A 26,483-nucleotide genomic window follows, 5' to 3' on the forward strand; every position below is an offset into this window, starting at 1 on the left:
GCTTTATTTAGCTCATTATTAACAAAGAACAATTAAAAATTATTGTACTATTGTTAAGCCTTGCATACTTAACTATATATCGATGAAGCTTAAAATTGTTCTTTGTTTCCTACTATTTCAAACTGTTTTTTATTCGCTAACTGCCCAAGAGGCCACTCCTAATGTGGTTGGCAACAAACAAGTGATTTCTTCGAAGATTTTAAACCAAGACCGAGAAATTTCGATATACCTGCCTGCTGATTATAAAAAAACAGCTTATCCTGTACTGTATATTGTAGACGGACAACGTTATTTTTTAAATGGCGTACTGTACCAAAACACCTTACAATGGCAAGACAAAACACCTCCATTTATTGTAGTGGGCATACATACTCAACAGAGACAACGGAGAAAATTGTTATATCCAGACGCTCAAAAGTTTATACAGTTTTTAACGGATGAATTGATTCCGTTTGTTGAAAAAAATTACAATGCTGCTCCCAAACGTTTCTACTTTGGCTGGGAAATGGCAGGAGGTTTGGCGCTGGAACTACTAGCACAACCCGAAAATATATTTACTGCTTTCTTTATAGCTAGCCCCACCCATATAACTAAAGCCAGACTAAGCTCTTTGAGAAAAAAGTTAGTTACACAGGGCAATACTACTGAGTTTTTCTATGTTACATTAAGCCCTTCTGAACATTGGGCAACGGAGTCCGTTAATCAGTTTAAAAGCTTGTTAAGTAGTACTGTTTTGCCTAAAACCACATGGAAATTCGATTCCTTACCAAGCGAAAACCATCACTCTACCCCAACCTTAACCCTGCATAAAGGTTTAAACCTTTACTTTAGCGATTATCCTTACCTACGCTTTAACTCTTTAAACGATTTTAACCAATATGGTGGATTGGCTCAACTTAAAGTGCATTATGCCAAAAGAGGTGATAAATACAATACCTCTAAAGAGATTCATAAAAGCACCAAACACTTTTTGTTATTGCAAGCCATGAAAGAAAACAATTACCCTGCTTTTGCTTTGTTTATGAAAGAGTTTGGCAACTACTACCAAACCAAAACTAGGGATTTGTGGTTTAACAGGTATGCTCAGTTTTATTTACAACATCAAAAAACGAATAAGGCTATTGAAGTTTTAAGCATTGGACTCAGCAAGTTTAAAAAATCGGCAATACTGTTACGAAGTTTGGGCGATGCCCATTTACAACAAGGTAACAAAGCGAAAGCCAAGGTATTTTATACAAGGGCTTTTGAAACCGCTATACAAAACGAGGACAAGAATATTGAAGCCTATAGATTGAAGTTGGAGGGGATTTAAAAGCTTTTCCATTTTATTCTATTACTCTACTTCTTCACTTTAATAAATAAGGTAAAACCTTACTTTGATTACGGTTTTACATATATCTATGATTTTTTTTAATAGTACTTTTAAAAAATATATAAAGGATGTGTAATTACAACTTTTATATATGCACAACAAATTAGTTAAAATATAATTTAAAGAAACTTACAAATTGGCTTTCAATAAAGAAGAAAGAATAGGTGTATTTTCTGTTGCTAAAATTTTTGTAGAAGATTTTGAATGGATTTTTCGTGAGCAACCTGTCAATGATTTTGGTATTGATGCTTTTGTAGAAATCACTAAAAGAGATCACCCATTAATAAACAATATAATACCTACAGGTCGTTTAATAGGTCTTCAAATAAAATCTGGGGAGAGTTTTTTTAGTGAAGAAAAAAATGATCATTTTATATATAGAGGCAATAAAAAGCATTTAAATTACTGGTCAAACCACTCTATTCCTGTTATTTTAATCTTATATGATAAATCAAATAATTCTGCATATTGGCAAGAAATAAATCAGAATACTATAACACTTACTAAAAAGGCATTTAAACTACCTGTTCCTAAGTCAAATCTTTTAACCACTGAATTTTATAAAAAATTAGAAGACATTGGATATTTTAAAAATGAATATGGTTATCGATTATGGCTATTAAGAAGTTCTGTAGAAGTTATGAAAGCTGCTACAACAAGGAAATACTTTCTTTATGTTCAATTATATGAAAATTATTACACAAAAGATTACCACGTTGAAGTTCTAATGAGTCCCGAAGATGATGATTTTATAACTAAAGTATTTCACAAACTCTTCCATTCAAATTTTGAAAACTTCTATTCTTTTCACTTAAAAAGTGATGGCAGCATAACTGATAATATTAAAAAAGTAATTCCATGGATAGATTTATTTTATAATGGAACTCCTTTTTCTGACAAAGTTTTTTCAAATAATGTCGTTACTTATATAAAAGATTTTGCTGATGATTTAAAAATAAGAGTCGATTCTCCTGATGAAAAATCAATTTATGAAATGGCTTGCCAGATAACTGGCGAATATTATTTTAAATTAGAAGTAAATCTTAATGAATTAGCTTTTAACTTTCTACGTTTAAATGATTTTTTAACTACAAAAAATTGAATAGAATAATTAATTATATAAATTTATAGTCTCTTCTTTGAGCTCATTATTTAAATAAGCTAGCACAATATTAAATTAAATACAATCTTAATAATAAACATCAGAAATTTGATTTTCTATTTCCTTCAAATAATAATAAATCACTTACTTCTTGAATATTATTATCCTTTTAATTTAAAAATAGATTCAGTCTTAACCTATTTGATTTTTGTTTAACAATAAAAACTTTGCAGAACTATCAGCGAGCTTCGCTGGTGCTCTTGAAACTCTACGAAACCTTCAGCGAGCTTCGCTGATACTCTTGAAATTCTGCGAAACCTTCAGCGGGCTTCGTTGATACTCTTGAAACTCTGCGAGACCATCAGCGAGCTTCGTTGATACTCTTGAAACTCTGCGAGACCATCAGCGAGCTTCGCTGGTACTTTTGAAACTTTGCGAAACCTTCAGCGTGAAAACTATACTCTTTTTATTTCTAAACTTTTATTAGTTATGCAATAAAATATACCAAGACTTTAAATGTTTTTGTTGAGTAATTGTAAATTCTTTTTTTTCAGATTTTCCAGTCTTTATATACTCATCAAGGTCTTTTATAATAAAAACTTTTACAGATTTTAACAATTTACTGTCACCAAAATATTCATGACTTATGTATTCCACGTAAACATTTTCAAAATAAACATCTGTATAATATATCTTAGCTTTAAAAGCATTATGCAATTTATCATTATAGTTTACCATTTTTTAAATGAGTATTAATATAATCAACTAAATCTTGAAAGGTATCTTCATGAGTAGTAATAGTTAAACGAACAATCGTTTCATTAATTAACTTTTTACGATTTACATTTTGAGCAATCATAGTATTGTTTGCTTTACCACTTAACTCAAATTCATTTATTGCTTGAGTTATAATTAAAAATTGTTCTTCTGTGAGATTGAAAGTTTTGGTCATGTTTTATAAATTAGTCAATATGTGGACTATCTGTGTAATGATTATAACTTCCTGACCCTTGACATTGATAACAATCTTTTGTTTTACTTCCGTCTTCAGATTGTATTAAACCAGTACCTTCACAAACATTACATTCGTATTTCATAGTTAAAAGTCTTTTTAAATGATAGCTAGCTAAATTAAAATATAGTTATTAGAAAGTTTAGTGAAAAACCATAAAAAAAGTAAGGTAAAACCTTAGGTTTTTAGAATTTCATAACTTAAAGTTTATTGACATTTTGAGATAAATAATACATTTTAAAACGATTATATTTGAATTGAAAATATACGTAATTGCGTGTATTTAATATTTAGGAATGTTTACAAATTATACTCTAAAATGAATCAAAATATAAATAAAGTATTAGAAATTTAATTTTGTTTAGTAAAAAAGATTTTAACAATAATACTGTTAGTAAATTGGAAATTAAAGATAACCTTAATTTAAGCACTGATGTATGTGATTTTATTTTTGAAACTTTAAAAGAAGAAGGTGAAATCAATTTTTTAAATGTTTTAAGAAATGATATTTACATTACTGAAAAAGGAAAAAGTTCTTTTACAATACTTTGGTAAGTCTTATCTTCAAGACTCAATAAAATTAGAAAAAGAAAAATGTTATGGAAAAAACACAATTAATTCTTGCAGTTCTTTCTAGTTCTGTTCTTTCAGCTGCACTAACAGCTTTTATTAATTACAAAATAAATGAATCTAATTATAAGAAAGATTACTATAAAAAATTAATAAATAAAAGAATTGATGCTTATGAAGATTTTTATGAGCTAGTTAATTTTATGTCTGATTTGGTATATGTTGAAAAAGGGACTATTATTCATGGGTTTATGTTTAATGAACATTTATATGGGCTTTTTAAATCGAAACTTATTAAAGTAATGAATAAATCATTATGGTTAGATGATGTTACTTCTAGTAAATTAACAGAATTAAATGCCTTTCTTTATAATGAGGTTGATGGACATATTGATGATTTATTAAGTGATGAAATTAAGAATAAAAAGTATGTTAATTTCGGAGTTAAACATTTTGATAAATTTCAAGATATTAAAGGAACATTTAGGTTCTTTTTAAATAATGAATTGAAGAACTTGTATAAGCTTGAAGATTTTTTTAAAGACAATAGAAGCGGGGATAAAAGCTACCCTATTTATGAAAAGGAAATAAACTTTTAGATAAATATTTTAGTTAATTGCCACAAAAATTATTTCATTATTAAGTAAATTAATTCATGTCCAAGTTCGTGTATTAAAGCATATAAAAAAAATATGATTGATTAGTTAATCTCTTTTCATCCTTTCATAACTATCTAAACTTAGCAGAACTTCTCTTTCAATAAGTTCAGTATCATAATCATTTGTAGAGTATATAAAAGAAATATAATAAGGAACCTCTTCAAAATCATAATCATATTTTATCCAATCTACAGTTTTACAACTTAAAAACCACCTATTAAAAAGTCTTCTTCTGAATAATTGTTTGTTGTCTGTACTATCACATACATAATGTAAAATAATAGAGCTATCTTTCTTAAGAAATTCATCAACTATTTTTAATATTGTCTTAGGTATTAAATCATCTTTTGAAGATTTCTTATTATCGATTTCTGTAAAATCAAATGCATATAAATTATGAAAAGGATAATTTTCATTTGGCATTGGACGAAAAGAAACAGAGTAAGTTAAATTATTTGATGTTCTAAAATAAAAATAGGGGCTATCTGCCCCTAAACTTTCTATATAATCATACATTTATAATATAGCTTTCTTCTTAATTAATGCTATTATATTTCTTCTATGCTCCTGTTTATCAGACATCATCTTTTCTAACACTTTCTTAGTGTTTTTATTTGCCTTTATTGTAGTACTTATTATCATAACTTTCTTTTCTCTCTATTACAAAAGTAATATTTTATATTAAAAAAAACGAATTAAAATCAATTTTGTTACATAACACTTAGGCATTTAGCATAATTAAAATAGAAACATTTAATTTTTAAAGCATCTCGTAATCATAATTTTTAGACCAATCTTCAGGAAGCCGATTTCCTAATTATTCTTATCCTGCTGGTCTCTGACTAGTGGTAATAAACAGAAAATATTTTGTATATTTTTTCTTTAGATTTATAAAAAGCCTCTGAATAATATACTACTCAAAGGCCTTTTAATCCATAGGTTTATCCTAGAATCTGTATAAAGCAGATATTGCTACAACAAATTGGTGCTTGTCTCCTGTTTGAATAATTGGGCTATCTACAACATCTGAAATAAATACATTGTAACGAAATGCCATACCTAACATCCATTTTTTATTCAATAAATAGAAAACATTTGAAGATACTCCAACGTCTTTAAAACCAGACTCCAATTTATAACTTGGTAAGTTAGCAGCTAAACTGCTTGTTTGAGATACTCCAAAATAGGTATTTAAATAGTTTGAGGTGGCAAAAGAGCTGTTTATTGCAACTCTTGAAATTAACTTCTTTTTTCTATGGTTAAACCCTACTTCTACATTCGCCAAACCACCATCGTTTGCTCCAGTAATATCGTGCGTATAGCTTGCTTTAATATCTACCTTTTTAAAGTTGTACTTAGCAAACAAACCTGCTCCAATGGCAAAGTCTATTTCGGGAAGCAGCGCTATTTTAGCATTAGACACGGAGTTATTTCTGTTTATTTTTGAGGCAATCATGGGACCGAAATTCCACTTTCTATTGGCCAACACATTGTATTCTGCATTTAGTCCGTACACTCTTATATATCGACCATTTATCCAGTTAGCAGAAAAACTTATAAAAGGTAATACACGGTAATCTTTCGCTCCTTCGTACTCAGGAAACAAAGCTACACTTGCTCCTAAACTATAAAACACTTTTTTAGTAACAGGGGGTTTTTGTTGCTTTTGAGCTTGTAAGTTATTGGTATAAAGACTGCTTATTCCAATAATAAAAATTAAAAAAAATCTCGTCATAAATAGTTATTGTTATAATTAGGCAACAAAACTATTGGCTCTGACACTTTCAATTCTGAAACTAATTTCAGTATTGAAGCTATCAGCTTACTTTAACTATAAAGTTCTTTGTTATTATATTTTTGGAAAAAGCTAGCAGAGAATTTTTTATTAAAAACAGAAAACACAATTAATTAAATCTGTAGTACGAAGCGTATAAGAAAAAGAAAAGCGAACCGAAGTTCGCTTAAGAATAGTTTTAGCATTTATGTGCAGGATATTCAACACCACAGATATAACAATAACCATTAGAATATACTGGTGTTGCACTACAATCTAAAGGCTCTTGAAATCCACCACTAATAGATTGTTGCTCAGATTTGTTTAAAGCTGTTCCTAAGTTTGAAATGTTCTTTAACATAATTTGAATTTTAAAATTTCTCAAACTTATGGATAAATAAAAACAGTGAGTCAAATAAAACCGTAATAAAAGTAAGGGTTTACCTTACTTAACAAAAATTAACAACTACTGTAAATAGTGCAAGTTTTTAGATATTCAAAACTAATAAGTTTATCCAGAAATAAATTAGGTATAACCTCTATATTTGTTTTTATATCATTAATTGGCAATAATTTTAAAAAATGATTTTGATAAAAAGATTATTTTTTCTGGTCTTGTTTTTTCAATTCCAAAATATTCTTTCTCAAGTAAAAGAGATAACCAAACCGGAAGAAGTAAATAACGGATATACTCCTTCTTACTATAAAACTTTAAATTTAAGTTCTAAAATATCTGATTATAAGAGATTATACATTTATGAGTACTCTCATGAAGCTTCTAATATAAATTTAAAAAGAGTTCAATTAAATTTAAAAACAAATAAAAAAGTAGATAGTTCTTCTATTATAATTAAAACTACAGGAGATATTAAAACTTATAATGAAGATTTCACCTCTTTCCAAAAAACAAATAGTTTATTAACTATTAATAAATACTTAAACTACGTAGTTTATAAAAAGAAAAAAAAGCTAGGAGTTATTTTAACTGATCATATCATACCTGCGAAATACGATAGCATTGGAAAACCATTTCTTGTTAAAGGAATGAAACCAATGATTTTAGTAGGTATTAAGAAAAATAATAAAATGAAATTGGGAATCATTAATTCTAATGGAAAATCAGTTCTTCCCATAAAATACGATGAAATAATAATTCCTTTTGATCCTGACTTAAAAGATATAAAAAACACAAAAAGCCAAAATCTTTGGGTGAATGTTAACAGTACTGATTTTTTAAAAAAGAAAGTAATTGGTAATTATGATGGCTTCTATCAAAACCAAAAAATTATAGTAAAGCAAAACGATAAGTATGGTTTATTTAATGCAGATTGTAGTAAAGTTTTAAACTGTGAGTATGATAAAATAACTGTAAATAATAATTTAGATTTTTATCTTTTGGAGAAAAACAAAAAATTTGGTTTTGTTATGCTAAGAAGAAGAGATGCTGAAAAAAATGAAATTACTCGTCAAAATGAACCAGGTATTTTAGCTAACTCTATATCTAAAATAATGCAAACAAAAGATTTAATTCTAGAGCCTAAACTTGATTTTAAAGTATTGAGAGAATATAAGCTAACCCGCTCTTATTTTTCATTTGTTATAGGAGGACAAAAAATTAGAGTAAATGAATCTGAAATATTAAAATTATTGTCAAAACCTCCTAAACCACATTAAAAAACAGCTCTCTTTAACTACAAATATCTTTATAATTATTTTTTGGAAAACTGTATTTTTGGAAATTGTATAACCATACACAAAGAAGCTGGAAAAATAAAATACACTATGAACATTGAACTTTTTAGAGAACTAGATTTTGACAACCCACAATCGGAAATTATAACTGTTGATATCGATGAAAACTCATCTATTGGTGAGCTTTTAACTGAGGTACACAACCTAACGAAAATCCCTACTTATACAGAACTTGAATGGGACGGTAAGGTTGAAAAAATAGCATGCAGATATTATTTTAAATTTGATTCAGACTTTGGAGACTTTAGTTATGTTGAGGATTTAGAACAAAAGATTAGTGATTTTCCTAAAAAAGGATCAAACAATGAACTTTGCATATTAATAGATGGAAAAGTTGGACTTGCTAACTAGATACAAATTCAATCAAAACCTAGCATACGAGGATATTATTTCGGAATTAAGAAGAGGTGATAGAATAATTTTGTTAGAAGACTTCCCTTTATCTGACTCACAATTTCAGTCGTTTATTAATCGTATTGGAACTTCTATTTTTGAAAATAAAAATAACGACAGGAAAGATATTTATGATGTAAAAATAGCCAAACAAAATATTTTTTTTAGATCCATAGCTAACTCCAACTTATCTTTCCCACTACACACCGATTGTGCTGATTTTGATTCAATTCCAAATTGTATTGGGCTACTATGTGTAGAACCCGCTGCTCATAAACAAGGAACTAATACCTTTATGTTTTTAGAAGATTTATTGAAACAATTATCTGAAAAACAAGTTCGAGAACTTGTAAATAAAAAGTGGAATTTCAGAAATCAATCTAGAAGCATTTTAACAAAGGAATCAAGTACATATAAGCTATGTTACGATAGAATTACTATTGAATCATTTTCCAAAACAACAAATGCAGAAAAAGAGCAATTGAATAGGTTAGACTCCCTATTTAAACAAAACGCATTTGAATTAAAACTAAAAAAAGGAGAACTCGTTTTATTTAGAAATGACTTAATGTTACACGGACGAACTGAAATTGATATAAACTCAAACAGGCTGGTTAAAAGAATCAGATTCGACGTTAATTAAAGCTTTGTATACTTATTCTTTTATAACTATTTTAAGTTTTGCAGTAAGTTAAATTAGTACTTTTGCTTTTCAACGTTTAAAATAAATTGTTATGAAAAATAAGATTGCTATAATAGCCATGCTATGCAGCACCATATTTTGTGAAGCACAAACTACTGAATACCCAATTAAACAAGAAAATCAAAAAATTAATAACAGTCCTTGGTACGGATTAGGACAGAGTAATGTAATATTTCCAAGCACCACTTATCCAGCAATGCAATTGGCAGGATATTATGGGCTTCTATTAAAAACAGGCACTGGGAATTTTGCTTTTGATTATCATGGAAGGTTAGGTATTGGTACAACATCGCCACAAGATTTATTAAACCTTCATAACCCCGATCAAACATCTAATATTGGATTAAAAATAACTAGAGGAAATGAAAATCATGGTTTAAGATTAGGAGTAAACAATACACATGCCTTTTTATGGACAACTGAAAATCAAAACTTAGTTTTAGCTACATCAGACAAAGAAAGACTTACAGTAACTAGTGGTGGTAATGTTGGGATTGGAACTACAAGTCCACAAGATTTATTAAACCTTCATAACTCCGATCAAACATCTAATATTGGTTTAAAAATAACTAGAGGAAATGAAAACCATGGTTTAAGATTAGGTGTAAACAATTCATATGCTTTTTTATGGACAACTGAAAATCAAAATTTAGTTTTAGCTACATCAGACAAAGAAAGACTTACAGTAACTAGTGGTGGTAATGTTGGGATTGGTACAACAAATCCTTCTGCCGGTTTAGAAATTAATAAAGGAAATACAAATGATGTAGCTTTATTATTAAAGTCTTCTGGTCCTGGTTGGGGTTCGGGATTGCAATTATATAATTTAGCTTCAGACAAACAGTTTGGTATGTACTCTGGAAATGATGGAAAATGGCATTTTACACATGAAGGTAATGGAGATAGATTAGTTATAGATAATGCTGGAAATGTAGGAATTGGAAATTCAAGTCCAAGTACTAAGTTAGATGTTGGAGGAGAACTGAAAACGAATTGGGGTAGACTTGTTTTAAGAGATAACTCTTTAGAAGAATGGTATACAAACGGACCAGCAAGGTTAGCTGTAAATTACTTAGGCTATCAAAAAGGAGATAGTCAGTTTAGAGATTACACTATTTATAACGGTAAGAGAGTAGGAATTCTACATGTAAGTGGTGAACAAGAAAGCGTAGGTATTGGAACTGAAAACACACAAGGTTTTAAATTAGGTGTAAACGGAAGAATTGCAGCTACTGAAGTTAAAGTAGCTACTTATGCTAAATGGCCAGACTTTGTTTTTGAAAAGAATTACAACTTACCAACCTTAAAAGAAGTTGAAAACCACATCAAAGAAAAAGGACATTTAAAAAACATACCTGATGCTAAAGAAGTAGAAAAGAATGGTTTCTTTTTAGGGGAAATGGATAGCAAACTATTACAGAAAATAGAAGAGCTAACTCTATATACCATTGAACAAGAAAAAAAATTAAATGCTCAAAAAGAAGAGATTGAAAACCTAAAAACTCAAAATTCTAAAATAGACGAGCAACAAAAGAAAATTGAACGATTGGAAATGTTAGTCAACAAATTATTGAAAGACAAAAAGTAAGTTTATTTACTTTTAAATATCACTAGAAAAAATCAACACTTATTTGGTGTTGATTTTTTTATGTTGAGGATTTAAAGAATTAATCCTCATATAAGGTTTGACTTTAATTAATTACGCCCTATTCCTGCTAGTCTTTCACAAGTACGTTAATAAACCTCCTACTCTCTATTTATAAAACTGTAACATTTAAAGACTCTCTTAGTCTTTTGACTATAAATTAGTTAAAACAAGATGTTATGAAGAAAATTACTACACTCATACTTTTCGTATTTGTTTTATTAGGATGTAGTACTCCTAAAAAACAAAAACCTCAACCTTTTTTAAAATACAGTAAAACAATAGATTCTTTAATGCAATTTAGCTTTGATAGAGGAATCTTTAACGGAAACGTATTGGTTACTAAAAACGACTCCGTAGTGTATCAAAAATCGTTCGGATATACCGATGCCTCAGGACAAAATAAACTAACCAAAGAATCTCTTTTTAGCCCAGGTTCTATTGCAAAGGAGTTTGTAGCGGTATCTATTATGATGTTGGTTGAAAAAGGGACTTTAAGCTTAGATGATAAACTTTCTGATTTCGATTTAGGACTCCCTAATTGGTCTGAAAAAATTACCCTTAAACATTTACTCAACTACACTAGCGGTATTCCTCAAATTGATTACGAAAACGTAAAGAATGAAAATGATATTCTAGAAGATTTACAAACCTTACCTAATTTAATGTACAAGCCAGGCACAGACTTTTTATACAATAACAACAGTATTTTTATTCAAAAAAAGATTATTGAACAAGTTAGCAAAAAAACTTTTCAAGAGTTTGTAAAAGAACATATTATTATTCCTTTAAAAATGAAAAGTGCTGCTTTTGATCTTGATTATGATTATCCAAATAGAACTAGGAGTTTTAATGTGCATAAGGAAAATACAAACGAAGTTTCTCCTACTAAAGGCTGGATATGGTTATCAACTGACGACTTAAACACTTGGGTTACTGCATTACGCAGCAACAAGTTGATTTCTATGAAATCATTAAAGTCACTTCTTAAAAATCAGTATTTTGAAAATCAGAAATCAGTTTTAGGCTCAACCGACAAAGAGTTTAGTTTACATATGCATGGAGGTCAATACTATCAATTTGAAGCTGCTTTTATTGGTGAATTCAAAAATAACCTCAACGTTATTTTAATGTCCAACAATAAAAACCAATCCTTTGAAATAATTTATTCTGTATATAACATTATGAAAGACAAAGCTTTTAGCTTACCTAAAAAATCAATTTACAGAGAAATAAGAAAAAAATGTGCAGAAGATATTGACGAAGGAATCAAATATTATCATGCTTTAAGAGAAAGAAACTATGATTTATATAGTTTTGAAAACCCAAACGAATTAAATAGCCTTGGATATGATTTAATTGCACAAAAAAAAGTGACTCAAAGCATTAAAATATTCAAACTAGCACTTTCAGAGTTTCCAACTAATGCAAATTTATATGATAGCTTAGGAGAAGCGTATTATATTAATAAAGAATATGCGTTGGCCATATTAAACTATAAGAAGTCTTTAGAATTAAATCCAGAGAATACTAATGCTGAAAAGATGATTCTAAAAATGAATAACATTCAAGAAAAATAAGCAACAGAACTCTTTAGCTAAACTATATAAAACCCAAAAACCTTAATTCTTTCGAATTAAGGTTTTTCTTTGAAAATCAGTACGGGCGGAGAGACTCAAACTCTCACACCTCACGACACTAATTTTGGAGCAAAACACTTAAAAACTATTTTAAATAGTTGAGAATTGAATAAAAGAATTTTGTTTTGAAATAAAATTTACCATAAATTGTAAAGAAATCTGCTATACATTATAATACTATGAGAAAAATAAATTCTTCATTTAAGGAAATTGTTATAAATAAAACTTCTTAAAGCTGCTTATTAATTTCTAAAGTAACCCATACGTCAATGAGTCTTTAAGCATATACTAGCTTTCCTATATATAATGAGACACATATCGTTTGAAATATACAATAGACATAGTTCAATGAAATAAGTTTAATATATACAATTAAACACAAGAGCTTCAAAGCTCATCAAATCACTGCTGAACTAATCTAACAACAATTAAAAAGGAGGATACCGAAAATCCTATAAAAAAAGAGTAGGTTTTGTTAAAAAAAGTAAATTTTTATGAAAAACAAATTTGAAAAATTAGGAAAAATTCTAAATAAACAGGCACAACATGCTATCACAGGAGGCCAGCAAGATGATGAAGATTTAAATGATGGAAGAAAAACTGACCCAGAAACATGTATGAGAACTGTATGGGGTGTATCATACGTTCACTTAATACCTATTCCAATTAGAAAAATTGAAGTTTACGAATGTTAATTTGAATAAAAACTTACAATCTTAAAACCAAAAAACCTTAATTCTTTCGAATTAAGGTTTTTCTTTGAAACTCAGTACGGGCGGAGAGACTCGAACTCTCACACCTCACGGCACTAGATCCTAAGTTTAATGTTTAAAAAAACAAAACAAAACTTAGTCTGATAATCAATGCTTTATATTTTTATAAAATTAATTAAATTTGCAATTATATGTACTTTTGTATGTACTTAAAAAAATGCTATAATTCCACTTTATTAATTACTTCGCTCGAAATTTAATTAAAATAAACAAAACTTACAATACCTAATCTCCCTATTTAACATCTAAGGGTTAACCCTATCTAGGTAAGGGTTTTTGGGTATTGTGGAAGTAAAAAAAACTTTATTTATTTGCATAACCATTAATAAATTGAGTAGTATTTTACATTAAATATTTCATGTAAAATGTTTGTACACATTTAATTATAATATTGTTACGGTAAGCCGTAAATTTTTAAAATCTGTAAACATATTTTTACTCTTTTTTAATTAAACCCTTTAAAATCCAAATTATATGTATTACAAAAAGAAATTAATAGTTGTCACATTTTTATGTGTCTCTTTATCTAATTCTTTTTTTAAACTAGAAACAAAAATTTGGAATCAAAGCAAAATTTCATTTATAGATCCTAAAGACATTAAACCGCCTACAAATGGTGTAAAACAATACATTTAATAATATCCATAAAAAACATTATATTAGAAAAAAAAATTGTGGTAAAGCTTAATTCCTCATATCTTCCTAACACATAATTTAATACACTTATTTTTGCTTCATTATTAATTTAAAAAAAGTAAAAATGAAAAAAGTATTTGTATTATTTGTGTTATTTATCATGGTAATTTTAACAAGCTGTACAGACAACATTGAAGAAAATTTAACAAATGAATCACCTCAGACAGACACACTCCAACAAACAAACCCAGGAGACGACGGAAAAATTAAAGACGTTGACCCAGACGACGACGGAGAAGGTTAAAAAACAAACAACTGGAATATTAGCTGTTATTATACTTGTTATAGGAATAGCAGCTACTTTTCTACATCGTTCATTTATACCTGCTGAAGAAAATCCTAAAATTGTGAAATTATATTCAGAAAGATCACAATTAAAAAAATACTGGAATAATGAGGAGAGGAAACACGATAGCTTATTAAAAAATAATTTAATTTCTATTAATGATTATCTTTCAATTAAGGAGAAAAATGAAAAGTTAAGAGTTCAAGATTTTAGAAAAATTAGTAAGAAAAGAAAATTATTCGCAAATGAGTTTAGTTTTAATGGAAGGAATAGCTTTCATTATTGGTTATGGGCATTCGGCATTTTCATTTTAATGTTTATTATATCTATATTCTCTTCTTTAAAAGATTATCGATTAAAAAAAGCTGGATTATTAAAGTGGTATGAACCACATGCAAGTATTGTCTTTATTTTTATTTCTTTATTTTGGCTATACCATACAATATTTAAGAAAAACTACGATTTTAGTATTGATATATATCTAGGAATTTTAGTTGCTATATTAATCCCTGTGTCATATTTTATTTATCATTTTATTAGAAGAATATTCACATTAGAAGACAAACTTTTAGATAATATAAGACTGGCTGTTTCTCATATTTTAAAGTACACTAAAGAGGATAAAGAAGAAGAAAAATGGAATACACTTGAAAAAGTAGCTGATAATGGGAGATAATAAAAGAAAAAAAGAAATATTAGAGAAGTTAAATCAAACATCTCAAATTGATTTAAACGATAAAATTGAACAAATTGAAATCTTGGAAAATCAGCAAAAAGAAATTGATAAGTATAAAACTATAGGGTTTAATAATTTTATCAAAATCTTTGGATAAAAATTTATAGACTATATATTCTTTTTTAGGTTTTCAATTTCTTTATCTTTATGTTCATTATCAATTAGTAATTTATAGGATGTGTTTTTTCTAAACGTATCTTTATTCTTCGAAATGTATTCTGCTATTTCATCAATAGTAAATTGATCTAGAGAATTTTTAGGTTTTAAAAGCATTTCTCCTTTACCAGAAATGAGCCATGTTATATTTAGATTGGGAAATTTGTCCAACAATAAAATCATTTTATCAAAACCAATACTTTTAGTTATACTATTTACGTATCCATTAGAAACATCAATTGATTTTTCAAAAGATTTTATTGAAAGTTTATGATGTTTTATTAATACTTTAAGTCTATTTTTTAAACTCACAGAAAAAAATTATAAAGTCAGTTTGTATAACTTTTCAAGTCTAAAAAGTTATTTAGCTTTTTAGATAATCTAATAAAGTATTTTTAGAAGCTGTTATTTCTGCAATTTTCTTAGCGACCTTAATTTCTATAATATTTGTAAAGGCCTTTTCATTCATAAATGCCTCTTCATTATTAACAATGAAAGTAACTAATTCTTCAATATTAATCTTTACTCCTTCTTTTTCAAGAATTAATTTACTAGAATTATCATTCACACCCAAATTGCGTATACTGTTTGATACCCAATCAGGAATGTTTCTTTGTTCTCCTTCCCAATTTTGAACAGTACGCATAGAAACTCCAAGTTTTTCAGCAAGTTGTGTCTGATTAAGACCTAACTCTTTCCTTAATTGTTTAATATCCTCACTGTTTAATTTATTTTTTTCCATCTACTATTTTGTCAAAATATGAAATTTGAGTGTTAATTATTTTGCAAATACGAAATTTGAGTGTATATTTGAATCGTAAAACAAACAAATATAATAAATAACACAAGATTATTTGTTAAAAGGTCAAAATATACAGGGTGTCAAATAATAACTTAAAAATAGCAATGAAAGAGTTCGGCAAATTAAGTCAAGCCGAAAGAGAATTGTTCTTATCAGTTATTGCTCCACAAAATTTTGATTCAAACCAAGAAAATAAAATAAAAACTCGTAAGAGTAACAAAAGTTCATTGCCTATTGAACTTACGGAAGATTACTTTTTTCAAGAATTAGTGAAAAATCATAATAAGGAAGTAAGAAAAAGGCTAAGTAGAAATAAAAATAAAATCGAGTTGTCAAAAGCTGGATAAAATATAAGAGGTCAAGTCATATACGGGTACAAAAAAACCAAAGGGATGAGTGAAACTTATCTAACAGTAACCCACAACAAAAAACCGAATGACTACAATTTGACCCTGTATAAACGAAGTTGTGGGTTACTTCCTTAAAGTTCATTAACATAAATGGTAGAAGAATTTTTTAGTTGACTATTTATAGTTCACTAAGTTTGGTTAGTTGTTTAAGTGCAGCTCCTGGAGCTGTACTTTTATTTGATTTTAGTTTGTTGCTAAACCTATTACAAATTTTCCCCTTTTTAAAGATCATTTCCAAGCAATTTAAATTGTAAAGTAGTTTTTCATACGTTGATTAGATGCTATCAAAAATAAGTAACAGAAACGGGGGACGTTCTGTTGCTTTTTTGATAGTTAAACTTCACTAAAATAATTTTCTATCATTTTAATATTTAATAAAATGGGTCAAAAAAAATTAAAAAAATACAAAGCTGAAAGAGACTCTTTAATAGAAGTTTTCTATTCAGAAACTGAAAGAGTTTTTTTTATTAAACATGATGAAAAACATGTTTTAAACAAGCATTTCAAAAGCTTAATTACATGCGAAGAGTATGTTTTTAATCAATTTCAAGTGTATCTAAAAGAAAACACTAAAACAAATCAACCTCCAAGCTTTTCATTTAAAGAATTAGTAAATCTATTGGATGCCTTTTTTATAAAAAGAGGTAAAAACTGTAAAACAAGAAATTATGAAGGAATTAACAAAGCATCTTAAAAAAAGAAAGTGGCCAGAATTTGAGCCTCTACCACTTTCAACCAAAGGGATAAGCTAATGCAAAAACAGTAACTTAACCATGAACAAATATACAAATAATAATGCAAATTTTGCGCAAAAAAACGCAAAAAATTTGTCCAAAATTGGTGTTTATAACCAATTAGTCAGAGACTATTTAAGTGCAAATAAATTAGATAATTTAACCCAGTATGCAATTAAATTATTTAAGGATAACGCACAGAGAAAAAAAGTAACTATAGCCCAATATAATAAGGCTGTTGAAGAGTTTAATAACCAACATGGTTTTTTAATTCTGAAAAAAGGATCAGAAAATCAAACTCCAAACAAATATTACTCTTATATAAACTTTCCTTACTTAGATCGTGAATCCATTAAGGCAACAATGGATAAATATCGTCAGTATGTAAACAAATACAACAAACAAGCTGATGAAGAAAACGAACAAATAAGAAATTACAACAACACAAAAGTAATTCATCACTATAGTTTAACAGATTCTCAAAAGAAGCGTAAGAAGGAATTTGAAACTGAAAATAATTATTTGTTTGTAAAACAATACAATGAACTTGTTGAAAAGGAGAACTCAAAAGAAGCTTTTATTCCTAAAAAGAAACTCCAAAAAATTAAGTTTCAAAGTGAAATAATTTTTCATGTATTAATTGGTTTTTATACTTCTCAATTAAGAACTCGTAATACTTATTTAATGGAAATGAATAGGCCAACAAGTACGCTTAAAAATTCATTACCAAAATTAAAGATAGATCATAGGAAATTAGCTACTCACAAAATTGCAGATATACCTAGACTAGATATATGCAAAAAGACTGCTCAAAACCATGTAAAAAGACTTAGAGAGGCAAATATTTTGATTAATTATGTTAGAATTAACCAAAATAAGCCAGTTCAAGTAAATATAAATCCTCAGATTTTAGAAATTCTCGACGGAAAAGAACCAAAATCTCAAACCCTTGAAAATAAACGCTTTTCCCCTACTTTTTCGAAAACTTTGCACGATAATAGTGATGCTACTAGAACAAATTTAAAAGAAAAAGAAAGAAAAGACTGTGCAAAAGGCACAGGTCTAAATAAATCCGGTTCGATGCTGGAGGGGAACGAAAGCAACAACGCATGTCCTGCGGACGGCTACAAAGGCACCAAAGGGATAAACAAAATTAATTCACTAGGGCGCGCCGAAATCAAAAAAATTCTTCCCAATTTTTTAAAACCAGGTGTGGAAAATAGTAAGGTATCAGGGAAATATGAGGTTATTACCCAAAACTTTCTTTCTAGGTTAATGGATGATTACGAATTAGCTCAAAAATTAGCTAATGGAGAGTTTGACGATTATAAAGGATTAAGGTATAGCTATCTGCAACAAATAGCCATGTATGCCCATGTAAATAGGGATGAATTTAAAAAAATCATACTTCAAGACTTTATAAAATCTTCAGCGAAAATTTGGAAAAATCACAATGTTTATCCTGGTGAGTGGAAAAAGACAATTAATGCTTTAAACGAACAATTTCTTGAAAATATAGTAAACAAGGAAACTCTAATAAAAAAGCTAAGAGAATATCGTTGGAAATTAAATTTTGCTAGAAAATGGTTTATTAAAAAAGCTCAAATGAAAGCTTTATTCCCTTACAAATACTTCGATAAAAACAGAACTCAAACCAATGAAATAGGGTTTTATGGACTTCATAAGGTTTGGCTAAAGAACAAAAAATACAAAGAACAAAGAGAACAAGAAAAGAAACGATTAGAAATTGAAGCTAGTGCTAGAGAACGTGAGAAGAAAGAAGAAAAGCGTAGAATTTCTATTCAACAAAAACTTACTAAGGCAATAAACAAGTACGAATCAGGAAAATACACACACGAACAGCTTTATAGCTACGTTCAGGATAATTTACCACATGAATACTTGCTATCACTACCAAACTTAATAAATAAAAACAATCAAAACTTAGCTTAAAAATGGAAAAAACTAAAAAATGTATTTGTGGAGCTGGCAAAAAACGTTCTTGCTCTAAATGCTCAGAGGTTAAAATGGTTATGCTTTTAAATAATAAATATTCTCATTTAAAACTTCCTTCACAAAATGGAAATAAAAGGTCTAACCCTGTTTGGTACAGCTTTATAAGTAAGAATAGAAAAGATGTCAATAAAATAATTGATGCTATGATTAGAAGATATCAAAACTCAAAATATTCAGGTAAAACCAATGTGTTAGATTTTTATAACAATAACACAAATCAACTGATAACAAGAATTTATACGCAATAATTATGAAAGTGAAAATAAATTTAAAACTGGATGAATTAATTGCTATTCGTAAGATCACTCAAAAGTTGTACGATTTAGATTTTAAAAGGTTTGATAAAAATGAAAAAATAGCTGCTTCAATAGGTTTAAATCTAGCTGATAAATTTGATAAAAAATTTAAAACGATTAAGAAGAAACTTGATCTATTCGAAAGTAGAAAAACAATCAAATTCACATTTGATTTTTACGAAGCTTGGGCTTTAAAAAAGCTATGTATTGAATTATACGGAATGGGAGAAACTGAATATTCTAAGCTAGGGATTCAGAATGTAATTAATAAACTAGATCGTGAGGGATGCTAAGAAATATTTTGAAAATAAAAAACAATAAGGTTGAGCTTTACGAATCATTAACCTCGATGCAATCTCTTTCGTTTTCAATTATTAGCTATGGAATTTTCTATGGGCTAAAACAAGCAGCTTTTTTTTATACTCTGTTTGCTTACCTATTTACAAACGAAAATGTAAGGCTATTAGCTTCTGTATTTTTTGGATACTTCATTTCTAGGGCTATGTTAAATACTGCGGTAAATATCTCAAAAAGCAAAGACTGGGTAATTATCTCAATTGCATTTTTTGACTTTCTTGTTTTATGCGTAATCACAGACATTTTAAACCAGGAGAACTGGAAGGTAATAACAAACTTATTAATCTTTTGCGCCTTTGTTACCTACTTAGGTTTTTGGTTAAATCATGTATTTGTTGATAGAGTAAAAGAAAAGCAGAACGAGAAGAGAGAAAAACAAAATTTAGCAGATGCAAAACAGATTTTAGCAAAAGTAAAAGAAGGCATAACAGATTCAAATCAAAAATTAGATAGTGTTAACCAGAAAATAACAGATTCAGAAACCAAGCTAACAGAAGTTAGCAGCTTAATAACAGAAAAAAAGCAAGATTTAGAAAAGATAGAGCAAGAAATAACAGATAGAACCTGCCCTTACTGTAATTCAGTTTTTTCAAATAAAAAAGGTAGAGATAGCCATAAAGGGAGGTGTCCAAAAAAACCAAAAAAAGAAGAATAAAAACAAACTTCAAAAAAACACTTACATAAAATAATACTATAACTATGAAATTCGGATACGCTAGAGTTAGTACTCCATCTCAAAATTTAGAAATGCAAATAGATGCATTGGAATTATTTGGAGTTGATTTGAAAAATATTCATACAGACATTGCTTCTGGAGCAAAAGAAGATAGAAAAGGATTAGAAGAAATGTTAATGAAACTAAGAGAAGGAGATTCTGTTATTGTTTGGAAATCATGTAGACTAGCAAGAAATGTAAAACATATGCTTTCTATGATGGAATTATTTGAATCAAATAATATAGAGTTTAAAAGCATTCAAGAACCTTTCTTAGACACAAGCTCTCCTCATGGGAAGTTTATTTTCAATGTATTTACTTCTCTTAACCAAATGGATAGAGAAATTAACAGGGAGCGTGTTATGTCTGGATTGGCTTCAGCACGTAAAAGGGGAATTAAAGGCGGTAGACCAAAAGGAATATCTCAAAAATTAAAAGATGTAGCTCCTGGAGTTGTAAGTATGTGGAAGGATGATACTAAATCAATTAAAGCAATTCAAAAAATGTTTGGTATTTCGCAAGGTTCAGTCTATAAATGCCTTGAATTCGAAGGGATTGATGTAAAAAGATCAGAGCATAAAAACAAAGGAAATCAAAACGCTAAAAGAAAAAGAAAAATCAAAATTACACGTAAAAATTAAACAGTAATTAATATAGCTTATTTATCTATCTGGTAAGTTAAGTCAGTTGTAGGGCAATGAAAAGTTTCAAATGTTCCAATTATCTGTACATGTGCCATCACTTCATCTATAGAAAGAACAGTTACTTTTTTAGTTTTTTTACTTACTGGGTCAGTATAAGTCACTGTAGTATTAGGTTTTATCATAATTATAATTTTTAAGTAAAAATAATAAAACAAAAGAAGTATAAAAATAATAGAAAAAAGGAGCATAGAAATGCTCCCTTCAAAATGTAAAAGAAATGCCCCCTAGCAAATCAATTTCTGTTCATAAATATAGACGAGAAATTATTGGGAGCTTACAAAAAAAATAAAAAAAGCCATGCGCTAGGCATGGCAAAATTTAAGAGAAATACTTGAGATTTCTCACAAAATTAAATCTGTTACTAAATTAAAGAAAATAAAATTATGATGATTGATTGATCAAAATGACTATAAAAGAAATTTAAGCAGTAAAAAAAGAGTTCATTATTGAACCCTTTAATAGTTTTATGTGTAGTCCTCACAACACAAAGGCGGCAAAAATATGAAAAGTAAAAGTTAAACTAAAAATAAATTTTAAAATAATTGTAGATAAAATGGCAACACCATATAAAGTTGAAGTTGAGTTAACAAGTGACTGGATTAATTTATCTGCTGAAGAAGTAGAAAATCGAATAAAAACAATCATTGAAGATACTCATCCATTATTAATGCAAGAATTTAGAGTAACAAGTATTAAAGCAGTAAAACAGTAGTATGAGTGATAAAAAAGAACCCACTCAAAGATTGAGTGGGAAAATTGCTATGAAAAAGAACTTAAGACGTCTCTTAAGTGGCTGCGAATGTAGCTAAAATAAAATGATTAGAACTGTTTAATTGAATAAAAATAAAAAGTATCGACGAGCTGGATATCCAGCTTATCGAAAGTAGATTAATAAAACTGTAGGAATTATGATAACAGAAATAACAATCAAAGGAAAAAAATACTTCAAAGATTCTTATGATGGAGATTTTGAAGATTTGATTTTAGAAAATCTTGATGAAGATGATATTCAAGATTATTCAGAAAGAAATTTGGATATGGTTCATGAAGATGAAATCGATTATAATTCAATTGATGATTTTACAGAAGAAGAACTTTTAGATCAGTTAAAGCATAGTGGTTACATATTTATTAAAGCAGAATCATTAACAGAAGAAATGAGGATTAAAGAAACAATTGAAGCTATTAAACTGTAAATAAAGCAATATGGCACAGAAAATAGAATTTGACACAAAATCACAACATGCAATGTTCTCGCTTTTAAGATTTCTGCATCACACTAGCTATATAGATAATGGTAATAGTATCATAAACATGCAGAAAACTATTGCTGATTTTAAAGATTATGTTGAGAAAAATGAAATTGAATCTAAATCAATTGTGAAATGCAATTGCACTGAAGATATAACAATAGAAGAGGCAGTATTTAATGTTTGCTACTATTGCAAAGGAATGCCTTATAAACCTTATTTAATGAACGATTAAACTGTAGCAATTGAGCTACGCAAAAAACGCAACAAATGGAAAAAACAGTAGAACAAGCATTAATAATTGAATTTAATCAAAAAACTGATATAGATTCTATACATGAATTTGGTAATAAAGTAGCTGATATTTTTAAAAATAAAAATTTAGGAGAATATGACGGACACGAATATTGTGCTGATCTATCTCATGGAACATTTTATATGTATGGAGAATCTGCTGACGAAATGATTAAAGGCATTAGAAAAATTATAGGAGCTACTCCATTTTTACATAAAGGAGTATATACTTTAAGATATGGTAGTATAGAAGATGATGCTGAGGAAAAAAAGTTTAGAATACTTGTAGAAAGTGAAATGAATTAAAGTAACTGTAGAATTAAGAATCAAGAGATTTAACCCAGTCTGATAATTGATAAAGGTCATCAAAGGATTCTATTAGTTCGTTCTTTGAATTATAAATCTCTAATGGAGGGTGTAATTTATGTGATTTAGCTCTATATGTTATAGTGCTTTTTTTAAAATCATAATGTAAAATATCTTTTGGGACCTCAATATCTGGTCTATATCTGAAACCTAAGTTTAATAAGAAAGAATGGAAAATCATAGAACAAAATTAAAAAAAATATGGCTGTAAAAAAAGCCATACTAGAGTATGGCTAATCTTACAAATGAAGGGTCTTTAATAAAACAGAAACAACTAAATGGAAATCAAAAATATAGAAAATAAATAAACGATAAAAATTAATAAAAAACTGTAGCATTTCTGCTACGTAAAAAAGAGCAAAAAATGAAAAAATCAAACTTTCAAGCCCAACCTTTTAGATCATCACAATGTGGGCAATCATGTGTTGCCATGATTACAGGGAAATCCCTTGAAGAAATTATAAATGAATTTGACAAAATATATAGTGTTTGTATTTATAATGATATAAAACCTTATCTAGATAAAAATGGCTTTAGAACATCTATCACCTATTGTGATCTTCCTTTAAATGAAATTAATTCAATTCCTAACAGCAGTATTATAAGATTTGGAAAACCAGATACTACTGGGCATTTTATAATTAAAACGGATAAAGGTAAATTATTTGATCCTTTTACTGGAATTGTAGAAGAATATTTAAATCATTATACAATTAGCCACTACTTACAGTTTGAAAAAAAATAAATCAACCACAAAAGGAGTGGTTGATTTACTATACTAATTGAAAGTCGATTTTTCTCGTTTTCGACAATTCAAAAGTAAGAATAAATATTGCTTTACAAAATATTAAAGCTACCTAATTAAGCCCTTTTTGAAATGAATATTATAATAGAAGATAACAAAGTTAGACCTTATTTAAGAAAATGTGATTTCTATAATTTTTTTATAGACTATGTTACGGATCATGATTCTATGAAACGAGAAATAAGCGAAATAGTATCAAAAAATAGAAAAATGAGCATGAAAAGAGCTTTAAATATTCGCAACTTTAGAATACGAGAAGTTAAAGAATTCATCAAATTAAATGATTTACAAGATAAATTTATAGCAGATTAGCCCTGCTAGCTTGTTTTAGCTTCACTTAGATTGATTTAGCTTATGCTAGGTTGTCTTAGCTTACTTTAGCTTCACTTAGGTTGTTTTAGCTTGTGTTAGGTTATTTTATCTTCCTTTAGGTTACTTTATCTTACCGTAGGTTGTTTTAGCTTGTGCTAGCTTAACTAGCTTCCAAACATCCATAAATCTCAAATTATTATTGCCAAAGAATTTGAGCAAAGGATGGATATAGCAACCGTAAATAAAGCATTATACCGAAAAGTGAAAACACATACAAAGTATGATCGTTTTTTCACTTTTACGCCATGTAAATCTACTTATTTAGGAGATTATACAACTACTGGCGGTATGCAACAAATGGTTGAATGGGCTTTAAAATATAAAGATTTCTCAAAAGAGATATCTAAAGTTTTAAAAGGCCGCAACCTTAAACAAACGGTAGCTAATATCTATCAATTCTTATACGATCATGTACAATACCAAGCTGACGGGTACGATCAACAATTAAGAAGTCCTTCATGTACTTGGAATACCAGGTTAGAGGGGTCAGATTGTAAATCGTATAGTTTATTTACGAGTACAATCCTATTATCCTTAAACATACCACATTCGTTTAGAAAAGTAAAACAACCATCTGAACCACATAGATGGTCGCATGTATATGTGATAATTCCTTCCGGCAATCAAACACTCATTATCGACCCTACAAAAAAGGTCAACACAGAAGTAGAATATATACAAAATGAAGATATGGAAGTAAAATTGCCTTATTACGGTTTGCATGCAGCTATGCCAAATGTTTCAAAAGGAGAATCTGAAACGGTTGCAAACTTCAGAAGATTTTTAGCTCAATTAAACAGTTTCGGAGTTCATAAGTCAGTAACTCGAAGAATCGAAAACGAAGTACGTAGAAGTACAGATAGAGGGATTAATCCTATGATTGATTTACAAGCTACTCATATTGTAGTTAATGGTGTAATGATTCCTTACGGAGTAAATATTCAAACGCAAGGAATGGGATTTGTTGCTGAAGGTATTCAAACGCTTTTCGGTAGTGGTTTCTTTTCTAATTTATTCGGAAAACAAACTTCAGCCGATGAAGTTATGCGTGATAGCATGAGAAGGATTCAAAGTATGATTAGCCAAGTTTCTTCTAAGCGTTTAGGAACTGAAGAACATACTAATGAAGTGCTGTATAACATTGGTTGGTTAAAAGCGATGCACATTAGAAACGGTTCTGATGCTGATTCTAATCGAATGATTGAAGGAAACGCAGGAGCGAAAAGAAATTTAGATCAGTTAGAGGTAGAAATGTTTAATAAACTAGCTAGTCAAGCTAGTTTTACTAAGCAACAAAAATCTGTAACCTTTCCTGGTTCAAATCCATTATTAGGAGTGAACACTCATAGCAACCAAGGATCTTATTTCGTAGTTAAAATTACTGGAGGAGTGAGAAGCGGAGGAAACTCTACTACTGGAAATGGTTCTCAAAACTCTAATCCAGGAGGAATTCCGGTTATTCCAACAGGAACTGGAAATGTGCCAACTCAAAACAACAATTCAAATAATGGAAATAACACCCCTAAAACTAAAAAAAACAGTAACGCATTATTGTTAGGAGCATTAGCTATTGCAGGAATTGGAACAGCAATATACATAGGGACAAAAAGCAAGAAAGAAAGTAACACCAATAAATAAAAAGAGTAATGAAGTTTAAATTAAATCAAAAAAACGCCATTGATTCTGCAGTTACAGGAGTTTCTACCATGGGTGGAGCTGTTGTGTCAAAAGGATTTATGGGAATCGCCCCAGAGGGGTTAAAAAAGCCGATTGCAAGAGCAGGTCTTTCATTGTTAACACTTGCAATAGCTAGTGGAGTTCAAGGGAATGATGCTTTAGCTAAATCTACAAAAGGATTTTTATTAGGAGTTTCAGTAGAACAAGGAATTGGAGCAGTTGCAAAGGCAATCTCTCCAAGTGTTAAAGACACTCCAACAACTAAAGGAGAAAAATTTGTTGCTGCTATTGCAGGTATGAATGCTCCTGAAGGAAACCTGTATCAATCAACATTAAATGTACCAATGTACAATTGGAGTACAACAGATGTACTTGATACAGTAAAGCAAACAAGTGAAATTAAATTAAAAGCATAA

At 28.7% G+C, this 26,483-nt stretch carries 38 protein-coding genes; 28 read left to right on the top strand and 10 right to left on the bottom strand.

Annotated elements, in window-relative coordinates:
* Positions 1-82 precede the first annotated feature (82 nt).
* Together MHN29_RS13165 and MHN29_RS13170 are read left to right on the top strand one after the other, a co-directional pair.
* Positions 83-1,312 (top strand): alpha/beta hydrolase-fold protein, encoded by a 1,230-nt coding sequence (locus MHN29_RS13165; RefSeq protein ID WP_235275022.1) that lies wholly within the window; start codon positions 83-85, stop codon positions 1,310-1,312.
* A 196-nt stretch (positions 1,313-1,508) separates the two neighbouring features.
* Positions 1,509-2,474 carry a DUF4365 domain-containing protein gene (locus MHN29_RS13170; protein ID WP_235275023.1) on the top strand — a complete coding sequence of 322 codons (966 nt, stop codon included), beginning with the start codon at positions 1,509-1,511 and terminating at the stop codon, positions 2,472-2,474.
* Between the two features lie 483 nt (positions 2,475-2,957).
* On the opposite strand, the gene MHN29_RS13175 is transcribed toward MHN29_RS13170, so the two are convergent.
* Genes MHN29_RS13175 through MHN29_RS18300 form a run of 3 tightly spaced genes read right to left on the bottom strand, consistent with a single transcriptional unit; the run spans position 2,958 to position 3,571 of the window.
* Entirely contained in the window at positions 2,958-3,212 is a 255-nt protein-coding gene (locus tag MHN29_RS13175; RefSeq protein WP_235275024.1) for a hypothetical protein, read from the bottom strand.
* Entirely contained in the window at positions 3,199-3,426 is a 228-nt protein-coding gene (locus MHN29_RS13180) for a hypothetical protein (protein ID WP_235275025.1), read from the bottom strand. The genes MHN29_RS13175 and MHN29_RS13180 overlap by 14 nt, the downstream gene beginning before the upstream one ends.
* 10 nt (positions 3,427-3,436) lie before the next feature.
* Entirely contained in the window at positions 3,437-3,571 is a 135-nt protein-coding gene (locus MHN29_RS18300; RefSeq protein WP_255689428.1) for a hypothetical protein, read from the bottom strand.
* 272 nt (positions 3,572-3,843) lie between these two features.
* On the opposite strand from MHN29_RS18300, the gene MHN29_RS13185 reads away from it, so the two are divergent.
* Together MHN29_RS13185 and MHN29_RS13190 are read left to right on the top strand one after the other, a co-directional pair.
* A complete protein-coding gene (locus MHN29_RS13185; RefSeq protein WP_235275026.1) occupies positions 3,844-4,041 on the top strand; it encodes a hypothetical protein in 198 nt (65 codons plus the stop codon).
* A 44-nt stretch (positions 4,042-4,085) separates the two neighbouring features.
* On the top strand, positions 4,086-4,655 hold the full coding sequence (locus tag MHN29_RS13190) for a hypothetical protein (protein WP_235275027.1): 570 nt from the start codon (positions 4,086-4,088) through the stop codon (positions 4,653-4,655).
* 105 nt (positions 4,656-4,760) lie between these two features.
* On the opposite strand, the gene MHN29_RS13195 is transcribed toward MHN29_RS13190, so the two are convergent.
* The 3 genes from MHN29_RS13195 to MHN29_RS13205 form a co-directional block, all read right to left on the bottom strand.
* Complete coding sequence (locus MHN29_RS13195; protein WP_235275028.1) at positions 4,761-5,231, bottom strand: DUF6169 family protein; 471 nt, start codon at positions 5,229-5,231, stop codon at positions 4,761-4,763.
* 430 nt (positions 5,232-5,661) lie between these two features.
* Complete coding sequence (locus tag MHN29_RS13200) at positions 5,662-6,450, bottom strand: MipA/OmpV family protein (RefSeq protein WP_235275029.1); 789 nt, start codon at positions 6,448-6,450, stop codon at positions 5,662-5,664.
* Between the two features lie 238 nt (positions 6,451-6,688).
* Positions 6,689-6,850: a hypothetical protein gene (locus MHN29_RS13205; RefSeq protein WP_235275030.1), complete on the bottom strand. Its 162-nt coding sequence runs from the start codon at positions 6,848-6,850 to the stop codon at positions 6,689-6,691.
* Between the two features lie 221 nt (positions 6,851-7,071).
* Between MHN29_RS13205 and MHN29_RS13210 the strand changes: the two genes are divergently transcribed.
* From MHN29_RS13210 to MHN29_RS13250, 9 genes are all read left to right on the top strand, one after another.
* Positions 7,072-8,163: a WG repeat-containing protein gene (locus MHN29_RS13210; RefSeq protein WP_235275031.1), complete on the top strand. Its 1,092-nt coding sequence runs from the start codon at positions 7,072-7,074 to the stop codon at positions 8,161-8,163.
* 108 nt (positions 8,164-8,271) lie between these two features.
* Positions 8,272-8,592 carry a hypothetical protein gene (locus MHN29_RS13215; RefSeq protein ID WP_235275032.1) on the top strand — a complete coding sequence of 107 codons (321 nt, stop codon included), beginning with the start codon at positions 8,272-8,274 and terminating at the stop codon, positions 8,590-8,592.
* Entirely contained in the window at positions 8,567-9,277 is a 711-nt protein-coding gene (locus MHN29_RS13220) for a TauD/TfdA family dioxygenase (RefSeq protein ID WP_235275033.1), read from the top strand. The genes MHN29_RS13215 and MHN29_RS13220 overlap by 26 nt, the downstream gene beginning before the upstream one ends.
* A gap of 91 nt (positions 9,278-9,368) precedes the next feature.
* Complete coding sequence (locus tag MHN29_RS13225) at positions 9,369-10,925, top strand: hypothetical protein (protein ID WP_235275034.1); 1,557 nt, start codon at positions 9,369-9,371, stop codon at positions 10,923-10,925.
* 236 nt (positions 10,926-11,161) lie between these two features.
* Positions 11,162-12,562: a serine hydrolase gene (locus tag MHN29_RS13230; protein WP_235275035.1), complete on the top strand. Its 1,401-nt coding sequence runs from the start codon at positions 11,162-11,164 to the stop codon at positions 12,560-12,562.
* 554 nt (positions 12,563-13,116) lie between these two features.
* The gene (locus MHN29_RS13235; protein ID WP_235275036.1) at positions 13,117-13,317 is read left to right on the top strand and encodes a hypothetical protein; all 201 of its coding nucleotides are present in this window, start codon (positions 13,117-13,119) and stop codon (positions 13,315-13,317) included.
* An 838-nt stretch (positions 13,318-14,155) separates the two neighbouring features.
* Positions 14,156-14,335: a hypothetical protein gene (locus MHN29_RS13240; protein WP_235275037.1), complete on the top strand. Its 180-nt coding sequence runs from the start codon at positions 14,156-14,158 to the stop codon at positions 14,333-14,335.
* Positions 14,307-15,053 (top strand): hypothetical protein, encoded by a 747-nt coding sequence (locus MHN29_RS13245; protein WP_235275038.1) that lies wholly within the window; start codon positions 14,307-14,309, stop codon positions 15,051-15,053. The genes MHN29_RS13240 and MHN29_RS13245 overlap by 29 nt, the downstream gene beginning before the upstream one ends.
* Positions 15,043-15,210, top strand: a complete 168-nt coding sequence (locus MHN29_RS13250; RefSeq protein WP_235275039.1) for a hypothetical protein — start codon at positions 15,043-15,045, stop codon at positions 15,208-15,210. Before MHN29_RS13245 ends, MHN29_RS13250 begins: the two co-directional genes overlap by 11 nt.
* Before the next feature lie 11 nt (positions 15,211-15,221).
* Here the strand turns inward: MHN29_RS13250 and MHN29_RS13255 are convergent, their stop codons facing one another.
* Positions 15,222-15,581, bottom strand: a complete 360-nt coding sequence (locus MHN29_RS13255) for a hypothetical protein (protein WP_235275040.1) — start codon at positions 15,579-15,581, stop codon at positions 15,222-15,224.
* A gap of 52 nt (positions 15,582-15,633) precedes the next feature.
* Positions 15,634-16,011 carry a DNA-binding transcriptional regulator gene (locus tag MHN29_RS13260; RefSeq protein ID WP_235275041.1) on the bottom strand — a complete coding sequence of 126 codons (378 nt, stop codon included), beginning with the start codon at positions 16,009-16,011 and terminating at the stop codon, positions 15,634-15,636.
* A gap of 137 nt (positions 16,012-16,148) precedes the next feature.
* On the opposite strand from MHN29_RS13260, the gene MHN29_RS13265 reads away from it, so the two are divergent.
* From MHN29_RS13265 to MHN29_RS13295, 7 genes are all read left to right on the top strand, one after another.
* Positions 16,149-16,418, top strand: a complete 270-nt coding sequence (locus MHN29_RS13265) for a hypothetical protein (RefSeq protein ID WP_235275042.1) — start codon at positions 16,149-16,151, stop codon at positions 16,416-16,418.
* Positions 16,419-16,860: 442 nt separating this feature from the next.
* Positions 16,861-17,175 carry a hypothetical protein gene (locus MHN29_RS13270; protein WP_235275043.1) on the top strand — a complete coding sequence of 105 codons (315 nt, stop codon included), beginning with the start codon at positions 16,861-16,863 and terminating at the stop codon, positions 17,173-17,175.
* 79 nt (positions 17,176-17,254) lie between these two features.
* Positions 17,255-19,168 (top strand): hypothetical protein, encoded by a 1,914-nt coding sequence (locus MHN29_RS13275; RefSeq protein ID WP_235275044.1) that lies wholly within the window; start codon positions 17,255-17,257, stop codon positions 19,166-19,168.
* 2 nt (positions 19,169-19,170) lie between these two features.
* Positions 19,171-19,479, top strand: a complete 309-nt coding sequence (locus MHN29_RS13280) for a hypothetical protein (RefSeq protein WP_235275045.1) — start codon at positions 19,171-19,173, stop codon at positions 19,477-19,479.
* Positions 19,480-19,481: 2 nt separating this feature from the next.
* Positions 19,482-19,820: a hypothetical protein gene (locus MHN29_RS13285; protein ID WP_235275046.1), complete on the top strand. Its 339-nt coding sequence runs from the start codon at positions 19,482-19,484 to the stop codon at positions 19,818-19,820.
* A complete protein-coding gene (locus tag MHN29_RS13290) occupies positions 19,814-20,539 on the top strand; it encodes a hypothetical protein (protein ID WP_235275047.1) in 726 nt (241 codons plus the stop codon). Before MHN29_RS13285 ends, MHN29_RS13290 begins: the two co-directional genes overlap by 7 nt.
* A gap of 44 nt (positions 20,540-20,583) precedes the next feature.
* Complete coding sequence (locus MHN29_RS13295; RefSeq protein WP_235275048.1) at positions 20,584-21,240, top strand: recombinase family protein; 657 nt, start codon at positions 20,584-20,586, stop codon at positions 21,238-21,240.
* A 17-nt stretch (positions 21,241-21,257) separates the two neighbouring features.
* On the opposite strand, the gene MHN29_RS13300 is transcribed toward MHN29_RS13295, so the two are convergent.
* Positions 21,258-21,425, bottom strand: coding sequence for a hypothetical protein (locus MHN29_RS13300; protein ID WP_235275049.1), 168 nt, complete (start codon positions 21,423-21,425; stop codon positions 21,258-21,260).
* Positions 21,426-21,856: 431 nt separating this feature from the next.
* Here MHN29_RS13300 and MHN29_RS13305 point away from each other — a divergent pair, with 431 nt between their 5' ends.
* The 4 genes from MHN29_RS13305 to MHN29_RS13320 all read left to right on the top strand — a co-directional run bounded on the left by MHN29_RS13305 (position 21,857) and on the right by MHN29_RS13320 (position 23,153).
* Entirely contained in the window at positions 21,857-22,015 is a 159-nt protein-coding gene (locus MHN29_RS13305; protein WP_235275050.1) for a hypothetical protein, read from the top strand.
* 196 nt (positions 22,016-22,211) lie between these two features.
* Positions 22,212-22,499, top strand: coding sequence for a hypothetical protein (locus tag MHN29_RS13310; protein ID WP_235275051.1), 288 nt, complete (start codon positions 22,212-22,214; stop codon positions 22,497-22,499).
* Positions 22,500-22,509: 10 nt separating this feature from the next.
* Positions 22,510-22,788, top strand: a complete 279-nt coding sequence (locus MHN29_RS13315; protein WP_235275052.1) for a hypothetical protein — start codon at positions 22,510-22,512, stop codon at positions 22,786-22,788.
* A gap of 35 nt (positions 22,789-22,823) precedes the next feature.
* Positions 22,824-23,153: a hypothetical protein gene (locus tag MHN29_RS13320; RefSeq protein WP_235275053.1), complete on the top strand. Its 330-nt coding sequence runs from the start codon at positions 22,824-22,826 to the stop codon at positions 23,151-23,153.
* Positions 23,154-23,166: 13 nt separating this feature from the next.
* Here the strand turns inward: MHN29_RS13320 and MHN29_RS13325 are convergent, their stop codons facing one another.
* Positions 23,167-23,394 carry a hypothetical protein gene (locus MHN29_RS13325; protein ID WP_235275054.1) on the bottom strand — a complete coding sequence of 76 codons (228 nt, stop codon included), beginning with the start codon at positions 23,392-23,394 and terminating at the stop codon, positions 23,167-23,169.
* A 183-nt stretch (positions 23,395-23,577) separates the two neighbouring features.
* Between MHN29_RS13325 and MHN29_RS13330 the strand changes: the two genes are divergently transcribed.
* From MHN29_RS13330 to MHN29_RS13345, 4 genes are all read left to right on the top strand, one after another.
* On the top strand, positions 23,578-23,958 hold the full coding sequence (locus MHN29_RS13330) for a hypothetical protein (protein WP_235275055.1): 381 nt from the start codon (positions 23,578-23,580) through the stop codon (positions 23,956-23,958).
* A gap of 132 nt (positions 23,959-24,090) precedes the next feature.
* Positions 24,091-24,330 carry a hypothetical protein gene (locus tag MHN29_RS13335; protein ID WP_235275056.1) on the top strand — a complete coding sequence of 80 codons (240 nt, stop codon included), beginning with the start codon at positions 24,091-24,093 and terminating at the stop codon, positions 24,328-24,330.
* 222 nt (positions 24,331-24,552) lie between these two features.
* Complete coding sequence (locus MHN29_RS13340) at positions 24,553-26,028, top strand: transglutaminase-like domain-containing protein (protein ID WP_235275057.1); 1,476 nt, start codon at positions 24,553-24,555, stop codon at positions 26,026-26,028.
* Between the two features lie 8 nt (positions 26,029-26,036).
* Positions 26,037-26,483 carry a hypothetical protein gene (locus tag MHN29_RS13345; RefSeq protein ID WP_235275058.1) on the top strand — a complete coding sequence of 149 codons (447 nt, stop codon included), beginning with the start codon at positions 26,037-26,039 and terminating at the stop codon, positions 26,481-26,483.

Origin of the sequence: Tenacibaculum sp. Cn5-46 (assembly GCF_022347705.1) — a bacterium.
GTDB classification, from domain to species: domain Bacteria; phylum Bacteroidota; class Bacteroidia; order Flavobacteriales; family Flavobacteriaceae; genus Polaribacter; species Polaribacter aiptasiae.

Coding starts and splice junctions, on each gene's coding strand:
- MHN29_RS13165 (WP_235275022.1), top strand. CDS start 83: ATGAAGCTTAAAATTGTTCTTTGTTTCCTACTATTTCAAACTGTTTTT.
- MHN29_RS13175 (WP_235275024.1), bottom strand. CDS start 3,212: ATGGTAAACTATAATGATAAATTGCATAATGCTTTTAAAGCTAAGATA.
- MHN29_RS13180 (WP_235275025.1), bottom strand. CDS start 3,426: ATGACCAAAACTTTCAATCTCACAGAAGAACAATTTTTAATTATAACT.
- MHN29_RS18300 (WP_255689428.1), bottom strand. CDS start 3,571: ATGAAATACGAATGTAATGTTTGTGAAGGTACTGGTTTAATACAATCT.
- MHN29_RS13190 (WP_235275027.1), top strand. CDS start 4,086: ATGGAAAAAACACAATTAATTCTTGCAGTTCTTTCTAGTTCTGTTCTT.
- MHN29_RS13195 (WP_235275028.1), bottom strand. CDS start 5,231: ATGTATGATTATATAGAAAGTTTAGGGGCAGATAGCCCCTATTTTTAT.
- MHN29_RS13200 (WP_235275029.1), bottom strand. CDS start 6,450: ATGACGAGATTTTTTTTAATTTTTATTATTGGAATAAGCAGTCTTTAT.
- MHN29_RS13205 (WP_235275030.1), bottom strand. CDS start 6,850: ATGTTAAAGAACATTTCAAACTTAGGAACAGCTTTAAACAAATCTGAG.
- MHN29_RS13210 (WP_235275031.1), top strand. CDS start 7,072: ATGATTTTGATAAAAAGATTATTTTTTCTGGTCTTGTTTTTTCAATTC.
- MHN29_RS13215 (WP_235275032.1), top strand. CDS start 8,272: ATGAACATTGAACTTTTTAGAGAACTAGATTTTGACAACCCACAATCG.
- MHN29_RS13220 (WP_235275033.1), top strand. CDS start 8,567: ATGGAAAAGTTGGACTTGCTAACTAGATACAAATTCAATCAAAACCTA.
- MHN29_RS13225 (WP_235275034.1), top strand. CDS start 9,369: ATGAAAAATAAGATTGCTATAATAGCCATGCTATGCAGCACCATATTT.
- MHN29_RS13230 (WP_235275035.1), top strand. CDS start 11,162: ATGAAGAAAATTACTACACTCATACTTTTCGTATTTGTTTTATTAGGA.
- MHN29_RS13235 (WP_235275036.1), top strand. CDS start 13,117: ATGAAAAACAAATTTGAAAAATTAGGAAAAATTCTAAATAAACAGGCA.
- MHN29_RS13240 (WP_235275037.1), top strand. CDS start 14,156: ATGAAAAAAGTATTTGTATTATTTGTGTTATTTATCATGGTAATTTTA.
- MHN29_RS13250 (WP_235275039.1), top strand. CDS start 15,043: ATGGGAGATAATAAAAGAAAAAAAGAAATATTAGAGAAGTTAAATCAA.
- MHN29_RS13260 (WP_235275041.1), bottom strand. CDS start 16,011: ATGGAAAAAAATAAATTAAACAGTGAGGATATTAAACAATTAAGGAAA.
- MHN29_RS13270 (WP_235275043.1), top strand. CDS start 16,861: ATGGGTCAAAAAAAATTAAAAAAATACAAAGCTGAAAGAGACTCTTTA.
- MHN29_RS13275 (WP_235275044.1), top strand. CDS start 17,255: ATGAACAAATATACAAATAATAATGCAAATTTTGCGCAAAAAAACGCA.
- MHN29_RS13280 (WP_235275045.1), top strand. CDS start 19,171: ATGGAAAAAACTAAAAAATGTATTTGTGGAGCTGGCAAAAAACGTTCT.
- MHN29_RS13285 (WP_235275046.1), top strand. CDS start 19,482: ATGAAAGTGAAAATAAATTTAAAACTGGATGAATTAATTGCTATTCGT.
- MHN29_RS13290 (WP_235275047.1), top strand. CDS start 19,814: ATGCTAAGAAATATTTTGAAAATAAAAAACAATAAGGTTGAGCTTTAC.
- MHN29_RS13295 (WP_235275048.1), top strand. CDS start 20,584: ATGAAATTCGGATACGCTAGAGTTAGTACTCCATCTCAAAATTTAGAA.
- MHN29_RS13300 (WP_235275049.1), bottom strand. CDS start 21,425: ATGATAAAACCTAATACTACAGTGACTTATACTGACCCAGTAAGTAAA.
- MHN29_RS13305 (WP_235275050.1), top strand. CDS start 21,857: ATGGCAACACCATATAAAGTTGAAGTTGAGTTAACAAGTGACTGGATT.
- MHN29_RS13310 (WP_235275051.1), top strand. CDS start 22,212: ATGATAACAGAAATAACAATCAAAGGAAAAAAATACTTCAAAGATTCT.
- MHN29_RS13315 (WP_235275052.1), top strand. CDS start 22,510: ATGGCACAGAAAATAGAATTTGACACAAAATCACAACATGCAATGTTC.
- MHN29_RS13320 (WP_235275053.1), top strand. CDS start 22,824: ATGGAAAAAACAGTAGAACAAGCATTAATAATTGAATTTAATCAAAAA.
- MHN29_RS13325 (WP_235275054.1), bottom strand. CDS start 23,394: ATGATTTTCCATTCTTTCTTATTAAACTTAGGTTTCAGATATAGACCA.
- MHN29_RS13330 (WP_235275055.1), top strand. CDS start 23,578: ATGAAAAAATCAAACTTTCAAGCCCAACCTTTTAGATCATCACAATGT.
- MHN29_RS13335 (WP_235275056.1), top strand. CDS start 24,091: ATGAATATTATAATAGAAGATAACAAAGTTAGACCTTATTTAAGAAAA.
- MHN29_RS13340 (WP_235275057.1), top strand. CDS start 24,553: ATGGATATAGCAACCGTAAATAAAGCATTATACCGAAAAGTGAAAACA.
- MHN29_RS13345 (WP_235275058.1), top strand. CDS start 26,037: ATGAAGTTTAAATTAAATCAAAAAAACGCCATTGATTCTGCAGTTACA.